Origin of the sequence: Chryseobacterium sp. SORGH_AS_0447 (genome assembly GCF_030818695.1) — a bacterium.
In the GTDB taxonomy this organism is placed as follows: domain Bacteria; phylum Bacteroidota; class Bacteroidia; order Flavobacteriales; family Weeksellaceae; genus Chryseobacterium.
Genome location: NZ_JAUTAR010000001.1, coordinates 237655 through 255084 on the forward strand (window position 1 = coordinate 237655; position 17430 = coordinate 255084).

At 39.5% G+C, this 17430-nt stretch carries 18 protein-coding genes; 4 read left to right on the forward strand and 14 right to left on the reverse strand.

Annotated features, from left to right (window positions below; translation table 11 throughout):
• Nucleotides 1–30 precede the first annotated feature (30 nt).
• The 4 genes from QE422_RS01070 to QE422_RS01085 all read left to right on the forward strand — a co-directional run bounded on the left by QE422_RS01070 (nucleotide 31) and on the right by QE422_RS01085 (nucleotide 2619).
• Nucleotides 31–657 carry a TatD family hydrolase gene (locus QE422_RS01070; protein ID WP_307454468.1) on the forward strand — a complete coding sequence of 209 codons (627 nt, stop codon included), beginning with the start codon at nucleotides 31–33 and terminating at the stop codon, nucleotides 655–657.
• Nucleotides 650–1375, forward strand: coding sequence for a tRNA threonylcarbamoyladenosine dehydratase (locus QE422_RS01075; protein WP_307454470.1), 726 nt, complete (start codon nucleotides 650–652; stop codon nucleotides 1373–1375). Before QE422_RS01070 ends, QE422_RS01075 begins: the two co-directional genes overlap by 8 nt.
• Before the next feature lie 138 nt (nucleotides 1376–1513).
• A complete protein-coding gene (gene rnpA / locus QE422_RS01080; protein ID WP_307454471.1) occupies nucleotides 1514–1888 on the forward strand; it encodes a ribonuclease P protein component in 375 nt (124 codons plus the stop codon).
• A 122-nt stretch (nucleotides 1889–2010) separates the two neighbouring features.
• Nucleotides 2011–2619: a DUF4126 domain-containing protein gene (locus tag QE422_RS01085; protein WP_307454473.1), complete on the forward strand. Its 609-nt coding sequence runs from the start codon at nucleotides 2011–2013 to the stop codon at nucleotides 2617–2619.
• Nucleotides 2620–2650: 31 nt separating this feature from the next.
• Here the strand turns inward: QE422_RS01085 and QE422_RS01090 are convergent, their stop codons facing one another.
• From QE422_RS01090 to QE422_RS01155, 14 genes are all read right to left on the reverse strand, one after another.
• Complete coding sequence (locus tag QE422_RS01090) at nucleotides 2651–2839, reverse strand: hypothetical protein (RefSeq protein ID WP_307454474.1); 189 nt, start codon at nucleotides 2837–2839, stop codon at nucleotides 2651–2653.
• A 5-nt stretch (nucleotides 2840–2844) separates the two neighbouring features.
• Nucleotides 2845–5169, reverse strand: coding sequence for a hypothetical protein (locus QE422_RS01095; RefSeq protein WP_307454476.1), 2325 nt, complete (start codon nucleotides 5167–5169; stop codon nucleotides 2845–2847).
• 1 nt (nucleotide 5170) lies between these two features.
• Nucleotides 5171–5722: an LptE family protein gene (locus QE422_RS01100; RefSeq protein ID WP_307454478.1), complete on the reverse strand. Its 552-nt coding sequence runs from the start codon at nucleotides 5720–5722 to the stop codon at nucleotides 5171–5173.
• Nucleotides 5712–6401 carry a hypothetical protein gene (locus QE422_RS01105; protein WP_307454480.1) on the reverse strand — a complete coding sequence of 230 codons (690 nt, stop codon included), beginning with the start codon at nucleotides 6399–6401 and terminating at the stop codon, nucleotides 5712–5714. Before QE422_RS01105 ends, QE422_RS01100 begins: the two co-directional genes overlap by 11 nt.
• Before the next feature lie 13 nt (nucleotides 6402–6414).
• Nucleotides 6415–7710 (reverse strand): sigma-54-dependent Fis family transcriptional regulator, encoded by a 1296-nt coding sequence (locus tag QE422_RS01110; protein WP_307454481.1) that lies wholly within the window; start codon nucleotides 7708–7710, stop codon nucleotides 6415–6417.
• A gap of 74 nt (nucleotides 7711–7784) precedes the next feature.
• Entirely contained in the window at nucleotides 7785–8216 is a 432-nt protein-coding gene (locus QE422_RS01115; RefSeq protein ID WP_307454482.1) for a hypothetical protein, read from the reverse strand.
• The gene (locus QE422_RS01120; RefSeq protein ID WP_373463430.1) at nucleotides 8200–9294 is read right to left on the reverse strand and encodes a YhcG family protein; all 1095 of its coding nucleotides are present in this window, start codon (nucleotides 9292–9294) and stop codon (nucleotides 8200–8202) included. Before QE422_RS01120 ends, QE422_RS01115 begins: the two co-directional genes overlap by 17 nt.
• Before the next feature lie 2 nt (nucleotides 9295–9296).
• A complete protein-coding gene (miaB, locus tag QE422_RS01125; protein ID WP_307462261.1) occupies nucleotides 9297–10736 on the reverse strand; it encodes a tRNA (N6-isopentenyl adenosine(37)-C2)-methylthiotransferase MiaB in 1440 nt (479 codons plus the stop codon).
• Between the two features lie 117 nt (nucleotides 10737–10853).
• Nucleotides 10854–11594 carry an energy transducer TonB gene (locus tag QE422_RS01130; RefSeq protein ID WP_307454485.1) on the reverse strand — a complete coding sequence of 247 codons (741 nt, stop codon included), beginning with the start codon at nucleotides 11592–11594 and terminating at the stop codon, nucleotides 10854–10856.
• Nucleotides 11587–12003, reverse strand: a complete 417-nt coding sequence (locus QE422_RS01135; RefSeq protein ID WP_307454487.1) for an energy transducer TonB — start codon at nucleotides 12001–12003, stop codon at nucleotides 11587–11589. Before QE422_RS01135 ends, QE422_RS01130 begins: the two co-directional genes overlap by 8 nt.
• Nucleotides 12004–12030: 27 nt before the next feature.
• Nucleotides 12031–12531: a hypothetical protein gene (locus QE422_RS01140; protein ID WP_307454488.1), complete on the reverse strand. Its 501-nt coding sequence runs from the start codon at nucleotides 12529–12531 to the stop codon at nucleotides 12031–12033.
• A 69-nt stretch (nucleotides 12532–12600) separates the two neighbouring features.
• Complete coding sequence (locus QE422_RS01145; RefSeq protein WP_307454489.1) at nucleotides 12601–14334, reverse strand: thiamine pyrophosphate-dependent enzyme; 1734 nt, start codon at nucleotides 14332–14334, stop codon at nucleotides 12601–12603.
• A gap of 203 nt (nucleotides 14335–14537) precedes the next feature.
• A complete protein-coding gene (gene lysA / locus QE422_RS01150) occupies nucleotides 14538–15737 on the reverse strand; it encodes a diaminopimelate decarboxylase (RefSeq protein ID WP_307454491.1) in 1200 nt (399 codons plus the stop codon).
• A gap of 362 nt (nucleotides 15738–16099) precedes the next feature.
• Nucleotides 16100–17323 (reverse strand): PolC-type DNA polymerase III, encoded by a 1224-nt coding sequence (locus QE422_RS01155; protein ID WP_307454492.1) that lies wholly within the window; start codon nucleotides 17321–17323, stop codon nucleotides 16100–16102.
• Nucleotides 17324–17430 lie beyond the last annotated feature (107 nt).

The window sequence follows — 17430 nt, forward strand, 5'->3', positions numbered from 1 at the left end:
ATTAAATCTAAATTAATAGTATTTTTGAATATGGAATTTTTTGATTTTCATCACCATAAAATAAATAAGACTTACGGAATCTATAATCTCGACTGGAAAGGCATCCCGCCGGATTTTCCATATTCTATTGGTATCCATCCCAAAGATATAGAAGCTGAAAATATCCACAGCCAGTTCGAATGGCTCCGCTCCCATATTACGGAAAACTGTCTGGCAATCGGAGAATGCGGACTGGACTCTTTTGTAGAAACAGATCAGAAAATTCAAGAGGAGGTTTTCCTGAAGCAGATTGAATTCGCCAATGAAATTAAAAAGCCGCTCATCATCCATTGTGTACGAAAATTTTATGAAGTGATTTCCTTTAAAAAATACGCCAGACAACCCATGGTCATCCACGGTTTTAATAAAAAAGAAAGCATTGCAGCCGATCTGCTGAAAAATAATTTTTACCTGAGTTTTGGAAAAGCGGTTTTGTATAATTTATCTTTGCAAAATACTTTGAAAATTACTCCTTTAAACAAAATTTTTCTGGAAACCGATGATGAGGATTTTGATATTGAAGAATTGTACGGAAAAGTTGCCGAACTGAAGAGGATTTCGCTGGAAGAGTTAAATAAACAAATTGTAGAAAATTTAGAGACGATAAAAAATGGATAAATACTGGTTGGAAAGAACGGAGCTTCTCATTAAGGAAGAAGGTTTGGAAAAGTTGAACAAAGCAACCGTCCTGGTGGTAGGTTTAGGAGGCGTAGGTTCTTTTGCAGCAGAATTTCTTGCCAGAGCCGGCGTGGGAAACATGACCATCGTTGATGGCGATACCGTAGACATTACCAATATCAACAGGCAGCTGCCGGCCCTGCATTCAACCGTAGGAAAACATAAAGTGGAAGTCGTAGCGGAAAGGCTTTTAGACATCAATCCTCAGCTTAATCTCACAAAAATCAACGAGTTCCTGAATCCTGAAAGAATGGATGAAGTATTGGACTCCGCAAAATTCGATTATGTCCTGGACTGCATCGACAGTGTAACCCCGAAGCTCTGTCTTATTATCGCCGCAAAAAAGAGACGGATAAAAGTCGTAAGCTCAATGGGAGCAGGCGGAAAAATAGAGCCGAGCAAGGTAATGGTGCGTGATATCAGCAAGACTGCACACTGCCATCTGGCGAGACAGGTCCGAAAGAGACTGAAAAAAGAAAAAATTGATAAAGGCGTGCGCTGTGTATTTTCCACTGAAATCCAAAATGAAGAGAGCCTTAAAATGACGGACGGGACAAATTACAAACGTTCTTTCTACGGGACCATCAGCTACATGCCAGCCATTTTCGGATTGTATGTTGCCGCAGAAGTGATTAATTATCTGATGAAAAAGGATTAATCTGACGGTTAAAATATTTCGACAGGTTCCGGCATGACATCCTTACTGTTGATGCAATCATCAGCATTAAAGAGGTTGTGTTGCGACTACGAAGTATTTCTTTTAAATAAAAATTATCCCTTATCTTTACCGCTGTACATGACAGACTTCAAATATCCCAGAGCCGAAAAACTCAAAAAAAATACTGAGATTTCTTTACTTTTCGAAAAAGGTAAGTGGAGAACGAACGGTAATTTGAGAATCATTATCCTGAAAAATAAACTGACGGCTCCTGTTGAAAGTACAAAGTTTGCCGTTTCGGTTTCCAAAAAATATTTCAAAAAAGCGGTTCACAGAAATCGTATCAAAAGGCTGCTTCGCGAATGCTACCGCCTGAATAAAGATCTTTTTAAAGAGGCTTTCGGAGAGAAAACAATGGCCATGATTTTTTGGGCTTCCCCGGAAATACCTCCGAAATTTCAGGATGTGGAGGCACAATTTATCAAGCTTTGCCAGGCTCAGAAGAAATCTTAGCCTTTTTATTTGATAATTTGCCGCGATCGCTTTGTAATTAAATTTTCCAGATTCTTATAATTTCGGTTCTGCTTTAAATACTTTTTGGTATATTTAGGGAAACAATAAATCTGAAAACTAAGATGTTAGATCATGTTCCCTATTTCTCTTATCTTCTGAGTGCATTTATCGGCATCGGGCTGGCTGCGGCCACCGGCTTCAGGGTTTTTCTCCCGATGTTTGCCGTAAGTCTCGCTTCTTACCTGCACTGGATTCCCATGAATGAAAGCTTTGCCTGGCTTGCAGGTCTTCCGGCTCTGATAACCACTGGTATCGCTACCATCGTTGAAATTTTAGCATATTATATTCCTTTTGTCGATCATCTGCTGGACACGGTTTCTGTACCGATGGCTACCATTGCAGGATCAGTTTTATTTGCCAGTCAGTTTGCAGAGCTGGGGACGTTCCCGCAGTGGGCGCTGGGCCTGATTGCTGGTGGTGGAACTGCAGCTACGATAAGTTCGGGATTTGCCGGGCTCAGAGCCGCTTCTACGGCCACAACCGGCGGACTTGGAAATTCGGTCGTGGGAACCACCGAAACAGCCGGAGCAGGTATTATGGCTTTCCTGGCAATGGCAGCACCTGTACTTGCAGCCATTTTTGCCATTCTACTTATTGTAGGCGTTGTTTTTTTCGGGAGAAAGTTATGGCGAAAATTCAGGAAGAATAAAAATATAGCCCGACAGACATAAAAAACGGCGGAAAAATTCCGCCGTTTCTATTTTATTTTTTAGTATAATTTCCTATTATAATTCCCAAAGAACCGACAACCGGAAAAAGCAGGACTGCCAGATAAGGCAGAAGACCCGATTTGTTTTTGTACAAAATCGTTATTGCAGAGACATACAGTAAAATTACGCCTAAGCCTGCAAAAATAATGTGATAAGCCGTAATCGACAGGATATTCATCATAACGATCAATTTCCTTTTGCTCTGAAATCTTTGATCTGCTGAATTTTCCCTTCGTAGTATTTTTTCTTTTCAGGGGTTTTTCTAATCAGGATTTCAAATGCTTTGATTGCTTTTGTATAGAGTTTCTGTTCAAAATAAAGGTTAGCCAATGTTTCCGTCATCAGATGCGAAATATCATCTCCTTTTTCCCTGACCACAAAACTGCTTTCTTCTTTCAGCTGGCTTATTCTTGGGTTATTTTCAATAAAGGTTTCGATCACTTTATTTTTAAGCTCCGTCTTTTCCTTTTCAACTTCCGGCGTACGGTCGATTTTAAGCCAGCTTTGCCAGGTATTGATAAATCCGGGAACATTGCTGTCGAAAGGATTTATTTTAGGGTTTTCCGCAGCTTTTTCTACAGAATCTTCAGTCGGTTTTTCTTCTTCAGTGTCAGAAGTTTCTTTCTGAACTTCTGTTTTTTCAGGTTGAGGAATCTTCCAGTCGGATCCGAAGAATGAAACATTTATTACACGCTCTTCTCCAGCCTTTTCCGGAGATGCTGTTTCACTTTCGTCAGGAGTTTGCTCAGCTGTTTCCTGACGGCTTTCAATGATGGTATCGCCTGAACCTGAATTTTCTTCCGCTCCGAAAACTATTTCATCATCGACAGGCTTTTCATTTTGTATATCTTCTTTTACAGCCTCTTCCTTTGATACGTCCGGAACCGATTGAGAAGTTTCAGCAGGTTTATTCAGCAAAGAATCAGGAATATTTGAGTCTAAAGACATCGGTTTCCATACTCTTGTTTCCGGCTGCTCTTCTGAAGGGGTTTCTAAAGGCTGTTCAAAGGTTTGAACTTTAGCTCCTTCTTCCGATCCGGCAGTTTGTTCATCCGCAGGTTCCGATTCAGACTCCTCGGTCTCTTTAGTTTCCGGGGTTTCCGGCTCAGCAGGTTTTACCTCAAAATGCTGGGTTTCTGCAAAACTGATTTCATGTCCGGTATCTTCAGGCTCTTCTTTTTTATTTTCTTCGGAAGCTGCTTTTTCTTTCATTTTTTTCTCAACTTCCTCGATGAGACGACGCATTTCATCTTCATGCTTGCTGAGGTTCTGCTCAGGGATTTTATTTATAGTCTCCTGCTCATTGGCCTGAATTTTCACTTCCGGAAGGAAAGATTCTGTTCCATGAAAGCTCAGTTCAGATTCATCCTGCACTGCTTGTTCTATTTTTTCCGATGAAATTTCATCTTCGTTGATCACTTTTTCAGGCGTAAACCCGGCAACTTCCTGGGTTTTATTAAGATCTGAATTTATGGATTCATCTGCCGGTGTTTCAGAATCATTTACTTCTTCCGCTACATTAATGGCCAACTTTACTTCAGGCATAAAAGCTTCGGTTTCGTGGAAACTTACTTCAGACTTATCTAAAACTTTTTCTTTCTCGGTTTCAGTATTTATATTTTCCTCCTGAATAATGGTTTCCGGTGTAAATTCCTGTGTTTTTTCCGGCTGGTTTTCTTCTGAGCTTTCAGATTCCGGGGTATCTGTTCGTTCAGAATGATCTTCCAGCTCGTCAAGAATATTCTTTATTTCATGGAAATCTGCTTCGGATCCGGCTTCACTTTCCTGTACAGTATTCCCTGATTCAGCGGCAATCTGTTCAGCTTCTTCAACAGCTGGTTCTTCAGCGGTTTGGGGAGACGTATTTTCTTCCTGGCGGCTTTCTTCCGAAACCATAGCCGGTTCTTCTTTTTTCTCAATTTTCTGGGTAACGATCGAGCCGGATTCCAATGTAGATTCAAGATCAATGGTTTCTACCGTATCATCATTCAGGAAATTCTCTTCTCCTTCAAAAAGGATTCTATTGCGCTCCCCATTTACATAGATCTGCTTGATTTCTTCTCTCGGCGGAGGAAGAATACGCGGTTCTTCGTAAGGCTGCTTCGCGGCGTTTTCTGTTTTCGGTTCCTCCGTTGTTTCAGGTTCAGACACAGGTGCTTCTTCCCTTTTAATCGGGAAACTGCCTGCTTTGTTCTGATAGAGGATCTTTAAAGGATTTTCCGAAGGAACGGGTTTTTCCTTTGCTATTTCCTGTTTTATTTCAGACTTCTGCGGCTGCTGGATTTTACCGTTAATCAGCTGATAAAGAATCTTCTTATCTGTGGTGTAAGCTGCGGTAGTAGAAAGGACCCCCTGATAGTTTTCCTTATCGTATAAATGTACCCCATATAAATATAACGCTCTGATATTCTGAACATAGGGAAAAGAATTAATCTCTTCTTTCAGAAGGGTTAGATCTTCTGACTGAATATTTTTCGGGGCCTTTAATAATTCTAAAACTCTATGATTCATCTTACCAATTCGCTACAATATCGTTAAATATCTTGTTTATAATTCTGTCCGTCGCAATTTTTACCTGAGACGATTCGATCTCAGACTGCGAAAGGTTACTGTTGAAAACAGCCTCGTCACTGTATGTCCTGTCAAAGCTGAAATCCGGGTGAAGCTTATTTTCATAATGAACTTTCACCGTGATCGTCAGTTTATTCTGGGATTCCTGCACTACCCCGCCGGTATTTTGGTTGGTCACGGTATTTGACCCAATGGTTGTGGGAGTAATGGAATAATCCGTGATCTCACCTTCCACCAAAATATCAGGGTTCTCTTTGGTTCCCTTCAACGTCGTTCTTTGGAGAAACCGGTTTTGGATATCCGTAGAGAACTGCTGCGACAACGTTGGGTTTACCAACGGCGCATTATTCGGAAACTCGTTAATCTGGATAGTCTTTTCATCGGTAAGGGATGATCCGGTAAAGCTGTAACACGAATTCAGTACTCCGAGACACAGCAATAAAAGCCAGAATTTTGGCTGTCTGATTCTGATATTTTTAATTTTAAAATTCATTTTTAATTCCGATTTCTTGAATTTCGTCATAGGTCACCTGCTTCATCGCATCTTCATAAGCAAAGTAATGACAGACGTACATTAATGGCAATGTAAAAATAAGGCCAATAAAACAGGCTATGATTCCCAATTGTGCCAAAATACTTACCACCAATGAATATAAAAAGATAGTCAGCAGATTACCTTTGGTCATAGTAAGAGACATTTTCCAGGCAGTTTTAATATCCGTAATTCCTCCCAAAGAAATCAAGGCAGGCATGTAAAATCCTTTCAGACATACAATGATGATCGCAATGTAGATTGCAAGTACATACATTATAAAAAATACAGGAAGTCCTGCTGAAGGATCTCTATCTGCCATTAACGGCATCATTGCAATCATCGGGATGTAAATAAGCATTACCCCTCCAATTAAGATTAACTGCAAGATAAAATACGGCATAAAATTGTCGAAGTTGAAAATATCGCCTGCGCTTACCTGCTTCCCGGCTCTGAGATCCCTGCAATATCTGTAAAAATTACCTATTCCCAAAAATCCGCAGAAAGGAATGATCCCCATAATCATACAAAGCAGAAATGCAACAAAAACATCTCCGAAATTATTTTTTAAAAAATCGAATCCGTTGCTGATATAATCCCCCAGCTTAAAGTTGACCGGTTTTGCGTTAATTTTCACCATAATTTAATTTGGTTTATTCTTCTAAGTTATATTGTTTTATTTTTCTGTATAAGGTTCTCTGTGAAATCCCCAGTTCGTCTGCTGCTTTATTCCTTCTTCCTTTATGCTTTTCCAGCGCTTTGATAATCAGATCTTTTTCATTATTCTGAAGCGACAAGGATTCCGGCCTGTTTTCTTCGATTTCAATATCTTCGATGTCTTCATAGCTGTTGTCCGGCTCCGACATAATCGTCGGATTCTGAATAACAGGATTGCTGTTGCCGTTATTTTCAAAATACAGCAAAGAATTCGGTGCTGCATTCTGCTGCTGGGTTTCGGGCGTATAAATCCTGTTGATTAAATTTTTCTCATGGTTGCTCAGATCCGAAGTTCCGCGATTTTTTATCAGTTCCGAAGTTAAGGATTTTAAATCATTAATATCGTTCCTCATGTCAAACAGAATTTTATACATAATCTCCCGCTCACTTCCGAAGTCGTTCTGCTTTTGGCTGTTTGGCGTACTCACCACCATTGGCAGGTGGGATTCCATCGGGATATACTCGGACAGCTTCTCTACGGTGACATGCCTGTTTCTTTCCACAACGGTCATTTGCTCCACCAGGTTTCTCAGCTGTCGGACGTTGCCCGGGAAGGTATAATTTTCCACATAGTGCACTGCGCTTGGCTCCAGCTCCAGCTCCGGCATTCTGTATTTCTCAGCAAAATCGATGGCAAATTTTCTGAACAGCAAATGAATATCGCCCTTTCTTTCGCGCAAAGGCGGCATATCAATCTGTACGGTGTTCAGACGGTAGTAAAGATCCTCACGGAACCTTCCGTCCTGAATGGCCTTCATCATGTTTACGTTGGTGGCTGCAACGATCCGGACATTTGTTTTCTGAACCTGCGAAGAACCTACTTTCATAAATTCACCGCTTTCCAGCACTCTCAGAAGGCGAACCTGTGTCTGAAGCGGCAGTTCCCCAACCTCATCGAGGAAAATCGTTCCGCCGTCCGCTACTTCAAAATATCCTTTCCGCGTTGCCGTTGCTCCGGTAAACGCCCCTTTTTCGTGTCCGAACAATTCGGAATCGATAGTTCCTTCCGGGATTGCTCCACAGTTGACAACGATGTAAGGCTGATGTTTTCTTTTGGATTCCGAATGGATGATTTTCGGGATAAATTCTTTTCCGACACCACTTTCCCCGATCACGAGGACCGAAATGTCCGTAGGTGCGACCTGGATGGCTTTCTCCAAAGCGCGGTTTAAGGCCGGAAAGTTTCCGATGATTCCGAAACGGTTTTTTATATTTTGTAAGTCGTTGCTCATAAGTAAAGTTTTAGATTATTTTCCGCAGTTTCCTGCTTATTGATTAATTTTTTAAATGATTTCCTCCTTAATAATTAACCTTTTGCACTTAAATAATCTTTGTTTCTGACTTTTGAAACTTTTGTTTTAAAATATAAAATTTGGGCAAAGCAGATTTCTTTACCCTGCTTTTCGAAGTTTTTGAGAAGCAGGCTGTATTTTCCTTCCTGGAAAACGCCCGGTTCCGATTTATTTTTATTAAAATTTCTATACTCTTTCCCTTGGAAAATATTCCTGAGAAGATCGGCAGCATTTTGCTTTTGGCCAATCCTTACATTTTGAGCAGTGCTTTCATTTACAGAAATCTTAGACGGGTCTTCACCATGGTGGCCCAATATCTGATGATAGAGCTCGTACAGCTGCTTACAGTCTTCACTCTCAGCAGTTCCATTGGTAATTTGAGCTGAAATATTGCTGTAGATTATTACCAACAATACACTTAGGCAATATTTATGAAATTTTTCCATTGTCTGAGTTTAGAAGGTTAATAAAATCTTGTTTACTTGGCAATACTGTAAAATATTTACTTGCAAAAATCTGTTCGTTATTCTCCGGTAAGGTATATTGAACAAGAGCTTCGCTCTTATCCTGACAAAGAATAATCCCTATGGTTTTATTTTCGTCTTCAAAACGTTTTTCACGATCATAATAATTGACGTACATCTGCATTTGGCCAATATCCTGATGTTTCAATTCACCGATTTTCAAATCAATTAATACAAAACACTTCAAAATCCGGTTATAAAATACCAGATCAATATAAAAATGCTTTTCTTCAAAAGTAATCCTTTGCTGTCTTCCGACGAATGTAAAACCATTCCCTAATTCTAGGAGAAAATGTTCTAATTTATCAATTAATTCAGATTCCAGATCGTTTTCGGAATAATCCGGTTTTTCAGGTAAGCCTAAAAATTCCAGGATATACGGATCTTTAATCAGGTCTTTCGGCTTTTCTATAATCTGCCCTTTTTCGGCAAGCTGAAGAATTTCTTCCTTATTTTTACTTAGCGACAATCGCGTGTATAAAGCAGAGTCATACTGTCTTTGCAATTCTCTTAGACTCCAGTTGTTTTTATAGCTTTCTATTTCGTAAAAACTTCTTTCGTTCGGATCTTTGATTCGCATTAATTTCAGATAATGTGACCAGGAGAGATTGAAATTATAAGGAAGTATCTGATTTCCAAATTTATCTTCTTTGTTTTGAGGTTTAAGAGATCGCATTTCGGAATTTGATATTTCAGATTCGTCAGACAGTGTCTGACAAATTGAATAAGACAAGAAAAATTGCCTCATCTGTTTAAGGTTTGTTTCCGAGAAACCTTTACCAAATTTTTCCGTTAAATTTTTAGAAAGAAACTTAAGTTGTTCTTTTCCATATTCCGCCCGGCTTTCACCCTTCTGCTCATCCTCCACGATCATTCTTCCGATTTCAAAGTAGGTAAGCACAATGGTCTGATTAACGGCAACGACAACTTTATTCCGTGCATTTTCAAGCAATGCGGAAATATTTTTTAAAAGCTGTTCATTGGTTAATCCTTCAGGCATCATTATTTTGAAACAGTTTCCCCTAAAAGCGTGCCCTGTGTATTATCAAAAACGAAAACGTCCACAATGTCACCAATTTTCTGACCTTCCAGCTTATCGAAGACACAAACGGCATTCTGGGAGTTTCTTCCCTTCCATTGGTTTTCATTCTTTTTGGAAGTTCCTTCGATGAGGATCTGATGAACTCTTCCTACATAGGATTTCATTCTGTTTCTGGACAGTTCTCCCTGCAAAGCAATTACTTCTGCCAGACGCCGTTGTTTCACATCCGCCGGAATATTGTCTTCCATTTTCTTGTGAGCCGGAGTTCCCGGTCTTTCCGAATAAGCAAACATATATCCATAGTCGTATTCAACCTCACGCATCAGGCTCAACGTATCCTGGTGGTCTTCTTCGGTCTCGCTGCAAAAGCCGACGATCATATCCTGGGAAAAAGCGACTTCCGGAACAATTTCCTTGGCTTTTCTAATTAACTCAAGGTATTCTTCACGGGTATGCTGCCTGTTCATTGCCAGAAGCATATTGTTGCTACCGCTCTGAACCGGTAAATGAACATATTTACAAATATTGTGATGTTTCGCCATCATCCTGAACACATCCAGGCTCATATCCTGAGGATTGGACGTAGAAAAACGGATTCTCATTTCCGGAACCGCTTTCGCTACCAAATCAAGCAGTTGGGCAAAATTAACAGCTGTGGCTTTCTGCATTTCAGATGCTTTAGCAAAGTCTTTTTTAGGACCTCCGCCGTACCAAAGATAAGAGTCTACATTCTGGCCCAGTAAAGTGATTTCTTTATAACCGCTGTTCCAAAGATCTTTACATTCCTCCAAAATAGAGTGTGGATCACGACTTCTCTCGCGGCCCCGTGTAAAAGGAACTACACAGAATGTACACATATTGTCGCAACCTCTGGTAATGGTAACATAAGCGGTAACTCCGTTTCCGCCTAAACGAACAGGGTTGATGTCCGCATACGTTTCTTCTTTTGAAAGAATAACGTTGATGGCATCCCTGCCGTCTTCCGTTTCTTTTAAAAGATTCGGTAAATCCCTGTAGGCATCAGGGCCCACGACAAGATCAACCAGTTGTTCTTCTTCCAGAAATTTGGTTTTCAGCCTTTCCGCCATACAGCCGAGAACGCCCACCGTCATATTCGGTTTTTCTTTCTTCAGGTTTTTGAATTGGGAAAGACGCATCCGCACGGTCTGCTCTGCCTTTTCACGAATGGAACATGTGTTTAAAAGGATAAGATCAGCCTCCTCAACTTTCAGTGTTGTGTTATAACCCTGTTCATTAAGGATGGACGCAACAATTTCAGAGTCAGAGAAATTCATCTGACAACCGTAGCTCTCTAAAAACAATTTCTTTGAGTTTCCGTCTTTTTCCGCAATGGCAAAAGCTTCACCCTGTTTGGTTTCGTCTATATATTTTTCCTGCACGATGATCGGTTTAAAATTCAAAGTTTAAAAATTCAAGGTGATTGGATTCCTGAATTTTTGTTTTGAACATATTGAATTTGCAAAGATACAAAATATTGTGACAGAATGGCAGGATGATTACATAGGTCCAAAATTTAAAGGTAATCTAAATCTATAATCTACCGGAGTGCCATCAATTTTTGCAGGAGCCCATTTCTTTTTAATGCTTTTTATACCATTAATAATCCTGTTATCAAATTCAGGAACACCGGAACTCTGTTCTAATTTCACTTCTCCGATTTTGCCTTCACGAGTGACTACAAAAACAACAACTATTTTAAAGGGTTTTTGCCATACAAAACCATCAACATCTATTCTTTTTGCAACTTCTTCACGAAATTTATTAATTCCTCCCGGCAGATCACCTTCCATTGCAGCAATTTTTTCATCCGGGACATAATCTTCTTTATAGTTTTCAAATAAAGTATTCGGTTTGATGAAGAAAGTTTTTACTGCAGTTTTTTTCTTTCCGTCAATAATTAAAGGCTTCCATCTATTCATGTTTTTCAAAACCTGAATACTTAACTCATAAGCACATTTATTATTTTTAGCAATTTGCGAATTGAAATCATCGTTGATAAGAGCTATTTCATCATTTTCATCTATTCTGACCTTTAACTGATAATATTCCTCTTTATTTTCACAAGGTGTAAGATTCTTTTCCATCAAAATCTGATGAAAGTCTTTATAAAACTGAACGTCTCCTCCTTCATATGCTTCATAAGCACGAGGATATCTAAAAACTTCTTCTTTAACTGTCTGACCGGAGACAGAAAGGAAACAACCTGTTATTGATAAAAATAAAAATTTTCTAATCATGGTCATATGTATTATGGCTGAAGTTCACGCTCATTACAAATTTGGAATCTACCGGAATTCCGTTTTGAAGGGCAGGCTTCCATTTACCTTTCACTTTTTTGGCAGCGTATTTCATATCGTCGATAAACATTTCATTGTTTTTAAACTTCGGAAGTACATCGATGTTGCTGATTTTGCCTTTGGGATCAATGTTAAAGATAAAAGTTACTTTTCCCTGAACCGCATACAATGCCGTATCGATGTAGGCATGGACCATATTCATAAACTCTTTCTGAAAAGTTTCATCTCCACCCGGAAATTCCGCTTTCTGATAATTTGCGGTTGCAGCCTGTGGCTGAGCGTCAGCCAACTGCGAAAAACCTTTACCGCTGAGAAGCAATAAAGGCAGGATTAAAAGGTATTTTTTCATGGTTAAAATAGTAGTATCATGTATTTCTTAGATATCGGTTGCGATTGAAGACAGGTTCATTTTAATTTTAATCTGTGAAGTTACCGGCTGTCCGTTGCAGGTTGCCGGAATCCAGTTTGTTTTAATTCTTCTTACGACATATTTCATATCATCAAAAAAAACTTGGCTGTTGGCAACTTTCGGAGTTCCCTCGATATTGGTCACTTTTCCTTTCTGATCAACCGTAAGGGTAAATGTAAAATCACCGTTCAGAACATAAAAATCCGTATTCAGGTAATCGTACATATATTTTCTCAGCATTTCTTTATAAGCAGGAATTCCACCTTCGAAGCTTGCTGCTTTAAAATCTTTACAGTTCTTCACCGCGACCTGAAGCAGCGGTTCTTTTATATCTATTTTAAGGATGTTTTTATTATTTTCAGTCATAAAATTATCATCCCGTTCTTCAACATCGTTAAATTGTGCAAAAGCAGAGCCTGACACCAAAAGCGTCAGCAACACGATAAGCGTTTCTAAAGAATTTTTCATACATCATAAATTTACTTGGACAAAGATAATATTTAAAAGTTCTGATAAAATGATCAGACTAATTTCTGACTACAAAAGATCTTTAATATGTTTGTAATTGCTCTTTACAGTATCGAGTACTTCTTCCATTTTTCCACCAAGCATCAGCTGTGCCATAGATTTGGTCATTCCCAACACCTGATTGGCTTCAATTTTCGGAGGCAGCGCCAATGCATTAGGATTGGTAAAGATATTCAGAAGATAAGGCCCATTATAATCAAGACACTCCTTTATGGCATCTTCCACCTCTTCCGGCTGATGAATGTTTTTTCCGGGATATCCCATGGCATGGGCAATCATCGCAAAATCCGGGTTTACCATATCCGTTTCGTTATCCGGCATTCCCCCGACTTCCATTTCCAGCTTCACCATTCCCAGGGATCGGTTATTGAAAACAATAATTTTTACCGGCAGTTTATACTGGAAGATCGTCGCCATATCCCCTAAAAGCATCGATAATCCGCCATCACCGCACATGGCAATGACCTGTCGGCCCGGATAGGCTAATGAAGCCCCGATCGCCATCGGCATCGCATTGGCCATTGATCCGTGATTAAAAGACCCGAGCATTTTCCTTTCACCTGTTCCGGTAATATATCTTGCGCCCCAAACGCAACACATTCCTGTATCCACGGTAAAAACGGCATCTTTAGTCGCTAGTTTATCCAGCGTATACGTAACAAATTCAGGCTGAATCCCATTTTCGGTACCCTGATCTTTTACGTAAGTTAATTGGTTTTCTTTTACTTTATCATAAAATTCCAGCTGCTGCTTTAGGAAATCCGTGTCGGTTTTTTCATTTAATAAAGGAAGCAATGCTTTTATGGTTTCTTTTACATCGCCCGTAAGACCAAGTTCCAGCTTGGCTCTTCTCCCCAATCTTTCCGGGCTTTCATCAACCTGGACAATTTTGTTTTTTACCGGCATGAATTTATCATAAGGAAAATCAGTGCCTAAAAGGATCAGAAGATCGGCTTCATGCATGGCGTGATGCGCTGAGGGAAGTCCCAAAAGCCCTGTTAAACCCACTTCATTCGGATTATTGGGCTGGATTGACATTTTACCCCGGAAAGAATATCCCACCGGAGCTTTTAAGTATTTGGATAGTTCTACTACTTCTGCATTAGCTTTTTCCGCACCGATTCCGCAGTAGATGGTTACTTTTTCGCTTTCGTTGATTAAACCTGCCAATTGGCTTAACTCTTCATCCGAAGGACGGATAATCGGGTTTGTTCTAAATATTTTATTGGAAGTTGTTGCCTCCTCCGCTTCGAGTTCCGAAACATCGCCCGGAAGTCCGATAACCGCAACACCTTTTTTTGAAATAGCATGTTGAATGGCTGTCTGAACCGTTCGCTGCACCTGTTCCGGCCTTGTAATCATCTGATTGTAATAACTGCAGTCATCGAACAGTTTGATGGTATTGGTTTCCTGAAAATAATCCATTCCCATTTCTTCGCTTGGTATGGTGGAAGCAATAACGAGCATCGGCACATGAGAGCGGTGCGCTTCATAAACCCCATTGATCAAATGAACGTGTCCCGGTCCGCAGCTTCCCGCACATACGGCAAAACCATCCAGTTCAGCTTCTGCCGCTGCCGCATAGGCTCCAGCTTCTTCATGCCTTACGTGAATCCATTCGATGCTGCTTTTCTTTACAGCAATGTTTAGATGGTTAAGGCTATCGCCCGTTACGGCATAAATTCTTTTCACATTGGCATTTTCCAGCATCTCTACAATTTGCTCTGCAATATTTTTGGCCATTGGTAGTATTTTTTGGTGTTATTAAAAGAAAATTGATCAGAAATAGATCGATATATAAGCTGTAAAGATTATGCCATTTGAAATAATTTACCACAAAAAAAGCCTTGTCGAATTCAACAAGGCTTTTTATTATATTTTGATTAAAGATTTATTTTGAACAGCGTAGATTTATTTGATAATCCTTTTTAAATTTTGCTGTTAATTTACAGTACTTCAATCTGATTTTTAAGGAGATCTTCAAATTCATCTCTTTTTCTGATCAAGTGTGCTTTTCCATCGAGGAACAATACCTCAGCAGGCTTCAGACGAGAATTGAAGTTGGAGCTCATTTCAAAACCATAGGCTCCTGCGTTGTGGAATGCCAGAATATCGCCCTCCCGTACTTCATTAAGCTTACGGTCCCAGGCAAATGTATCGGTCTCACAAATATTTCCGACTACGGTATAAATTCTCTCTGCACCTTTTGGATTGGATAAGTTTTCAATAACGTGGTAAGAATCATAGAACATCGGACGGATCAGGTGGTTAAACCCTGAATTTACTCCCACAAAAACCGTTGCCGTAGTCTGCTTGATCACATTGGCTTTTACCAACAGATACCCGCTTTTTCCTACCAGGAATTTTCCCGGTTCAAACCAAAGCTCAAACTTTTTCCCTGTAGATTTAGAAAACTCGGAGATTACTTTCTCCACTTTTTTACCCAATGTCTTCACATCCGTTTCTTCTTCGGTATCCTGATAAGGAATTTTGAAACCACTTCCCATATCCAGATATTTTAGGTTCGGGAAATGTTCGGACAGCTCAAGCATGATATCCAGTGCCTGTAGGAATACGTCCGGATCTTTGATCTCGCTTCCGGTATGCATATGAAGGCCTTCCACATTAAGGTTGGTAGATTTCATCACTCTTTCGATATGACGTACCTGGTGGATGGAAATTCCGAATTTGCTGTCGATATGACCTGTAGAAATTTTATAGTTTCCTCCTGCAAAAATATGCGGGTTGATTCTCACCAGGATCGGGTAAGTGTTTCCGTATTTGTTCCCGAACTGCTCCAGGATCGAAATATTGTCGATATTGATATGAACCCCGAAGGTCATTGCCTCTTCAATCTCGGCAAGATCTACACAATTGGGGGTGAACAATATTTTTTCTTTCGTGAAACCGGCTTTCAGGCCGAGCTTTACTTCATTAATCGAAACACAATCCAAAGAAGCACCCAGGTTCTTTACGTACTTAAGGATATTGATATTAGTCAACGCCTTCGCAGCATAGAAGAACTTTGTGTGTTTTAAAAAAGAAGAGGTCAGTTTTTCGTATTGGGTTTTGATGGATTCAGCATCATACACATACACCGGTGTGCCAAACTCATTGGCAATCTTCAGCAATTCTTTTGAATTCATAATTAATAAGTAAAAACTTCTTTTTTTGTTATTACAGTAAATGCAAAGGTAGTGAGAAATTGTTAATAATTTAAAACCAACAACATAGAAGATTATACTTATATTTTTATTTTAACAGAATAAAATACTTTTAAAACCCTATTTTGAAGAATATTATTTTATCTTTTTAGAAAATTACCAATTATAAAAATAAGGGCCAGAAGCATTGAAAACGTAATGACAGAGCATGGATTCGCAAAGTTGACTGTCCATCCGAAATCCTGTTTTTTAGGCGGAAAGAGCCTTTTATCTTCTTTGTTATAATAAAAGAGCTCAAACTTCCAGAAGGATGAATTCTTATCAGGATAATTCATGACAACTGATTATTTTGGCAATGGTAAGGTTTCAAAATCCCCTCGAAGCAAAGCCAGCTGCAGTTCATTAACCAAATCCGACGACTGATAAAGCAGATCGATCTTCAGTTTTGTAAGTTTGCTTAAAGTCTGAATCTGGGTGAAAAGCTCATAAAAACCATACGATACTACTTTTCCGTTTTCGATAATCAGGAATAGTTTTTCGCCCAGCTTTCTACCGGTTCCCAGCCAAAGCTCGTTTCGTTTTTTAAAATCAATTTTCTGCCTGAAGGTATTGATATCATCATATTCTTCAAACTTCCCGATGAACTGTACCGCCTTCGAACCTTGGGTAAAAGACCTGAATTTCAGGATCGGCTTTTCCAGTTTATTCAGCTTGTTTTTTTCCACCAAATATTTTCCGTTTCTGTGATAAAGCCCGAAAGGAAAGATTTCCCTCTTTTTAATTCCTTTTGAATTTAAGATCAGTTTGGCAATAATGTCTGTTCCGGTAAGCTCATAATTGATCTGTTCGACCTCCTGCTGGATCAACTCCCATCTTTTGGATTTGGAATTGAAAACTTTTTTCGAAAATTTATTAATGTCCTGAACATAATCCGAAAAGATAATTTTTCCCGCTTCGTTCTGGAAATAAACAAAACCTTTCTCATTCGGAAGATCCTGGGTGAGCATTTTAATCTTGTTGATATAGGTTTTTGCATTGGTCTCTTCGTGCTGCTTCTGGATGATTTCGTTCTCCGTGTCTTTTGAAATGAGCAGTTTAAATAACTCCAGGGTCGCACGGGCGTCACCATCTGCACGGTGATGGTTTGTTAAAGGAATTCCCAAGGATTTAACCAGCTTTCCCAAAGAATAACTTACCTCATCAGGAATCAGTTTTTTCGCCAGCGGAATCGTATCCAAAGTATTGATTTTAAAATCATATCCCAGCCTTTGAAAAGACTGGCGCAGCATGCGGTAATCGAAATCGATATTATGTCCTACCAGCGTAGTATTGGCTGTAATCTCAACGATCCGGCGGGCAATTTCGTGAAATTTCGGCGCCGTTTTTACCATTTTAGGCGTGATGTTCGTTAATTTCTGTACGAAAGGCGTGATGTCGCTTTCAGGATTTACTAATGAGATAAACTGGTCGACAATCTTCTGCCCGTCATAGCGGTACACCGCGATATCGATAATGCATTCTTTTCTGTAACCTGCACCATTACTTTCTATGTCAATTATGGAATACATTTAAAATTTATACAATATTCTTTAGATTAATAACAAGCCTGCTTTTTCTTTAAAAGTATGCCGATATGGTTGCACAACTTATGCCAACAATTCATAAAAACAGGCCA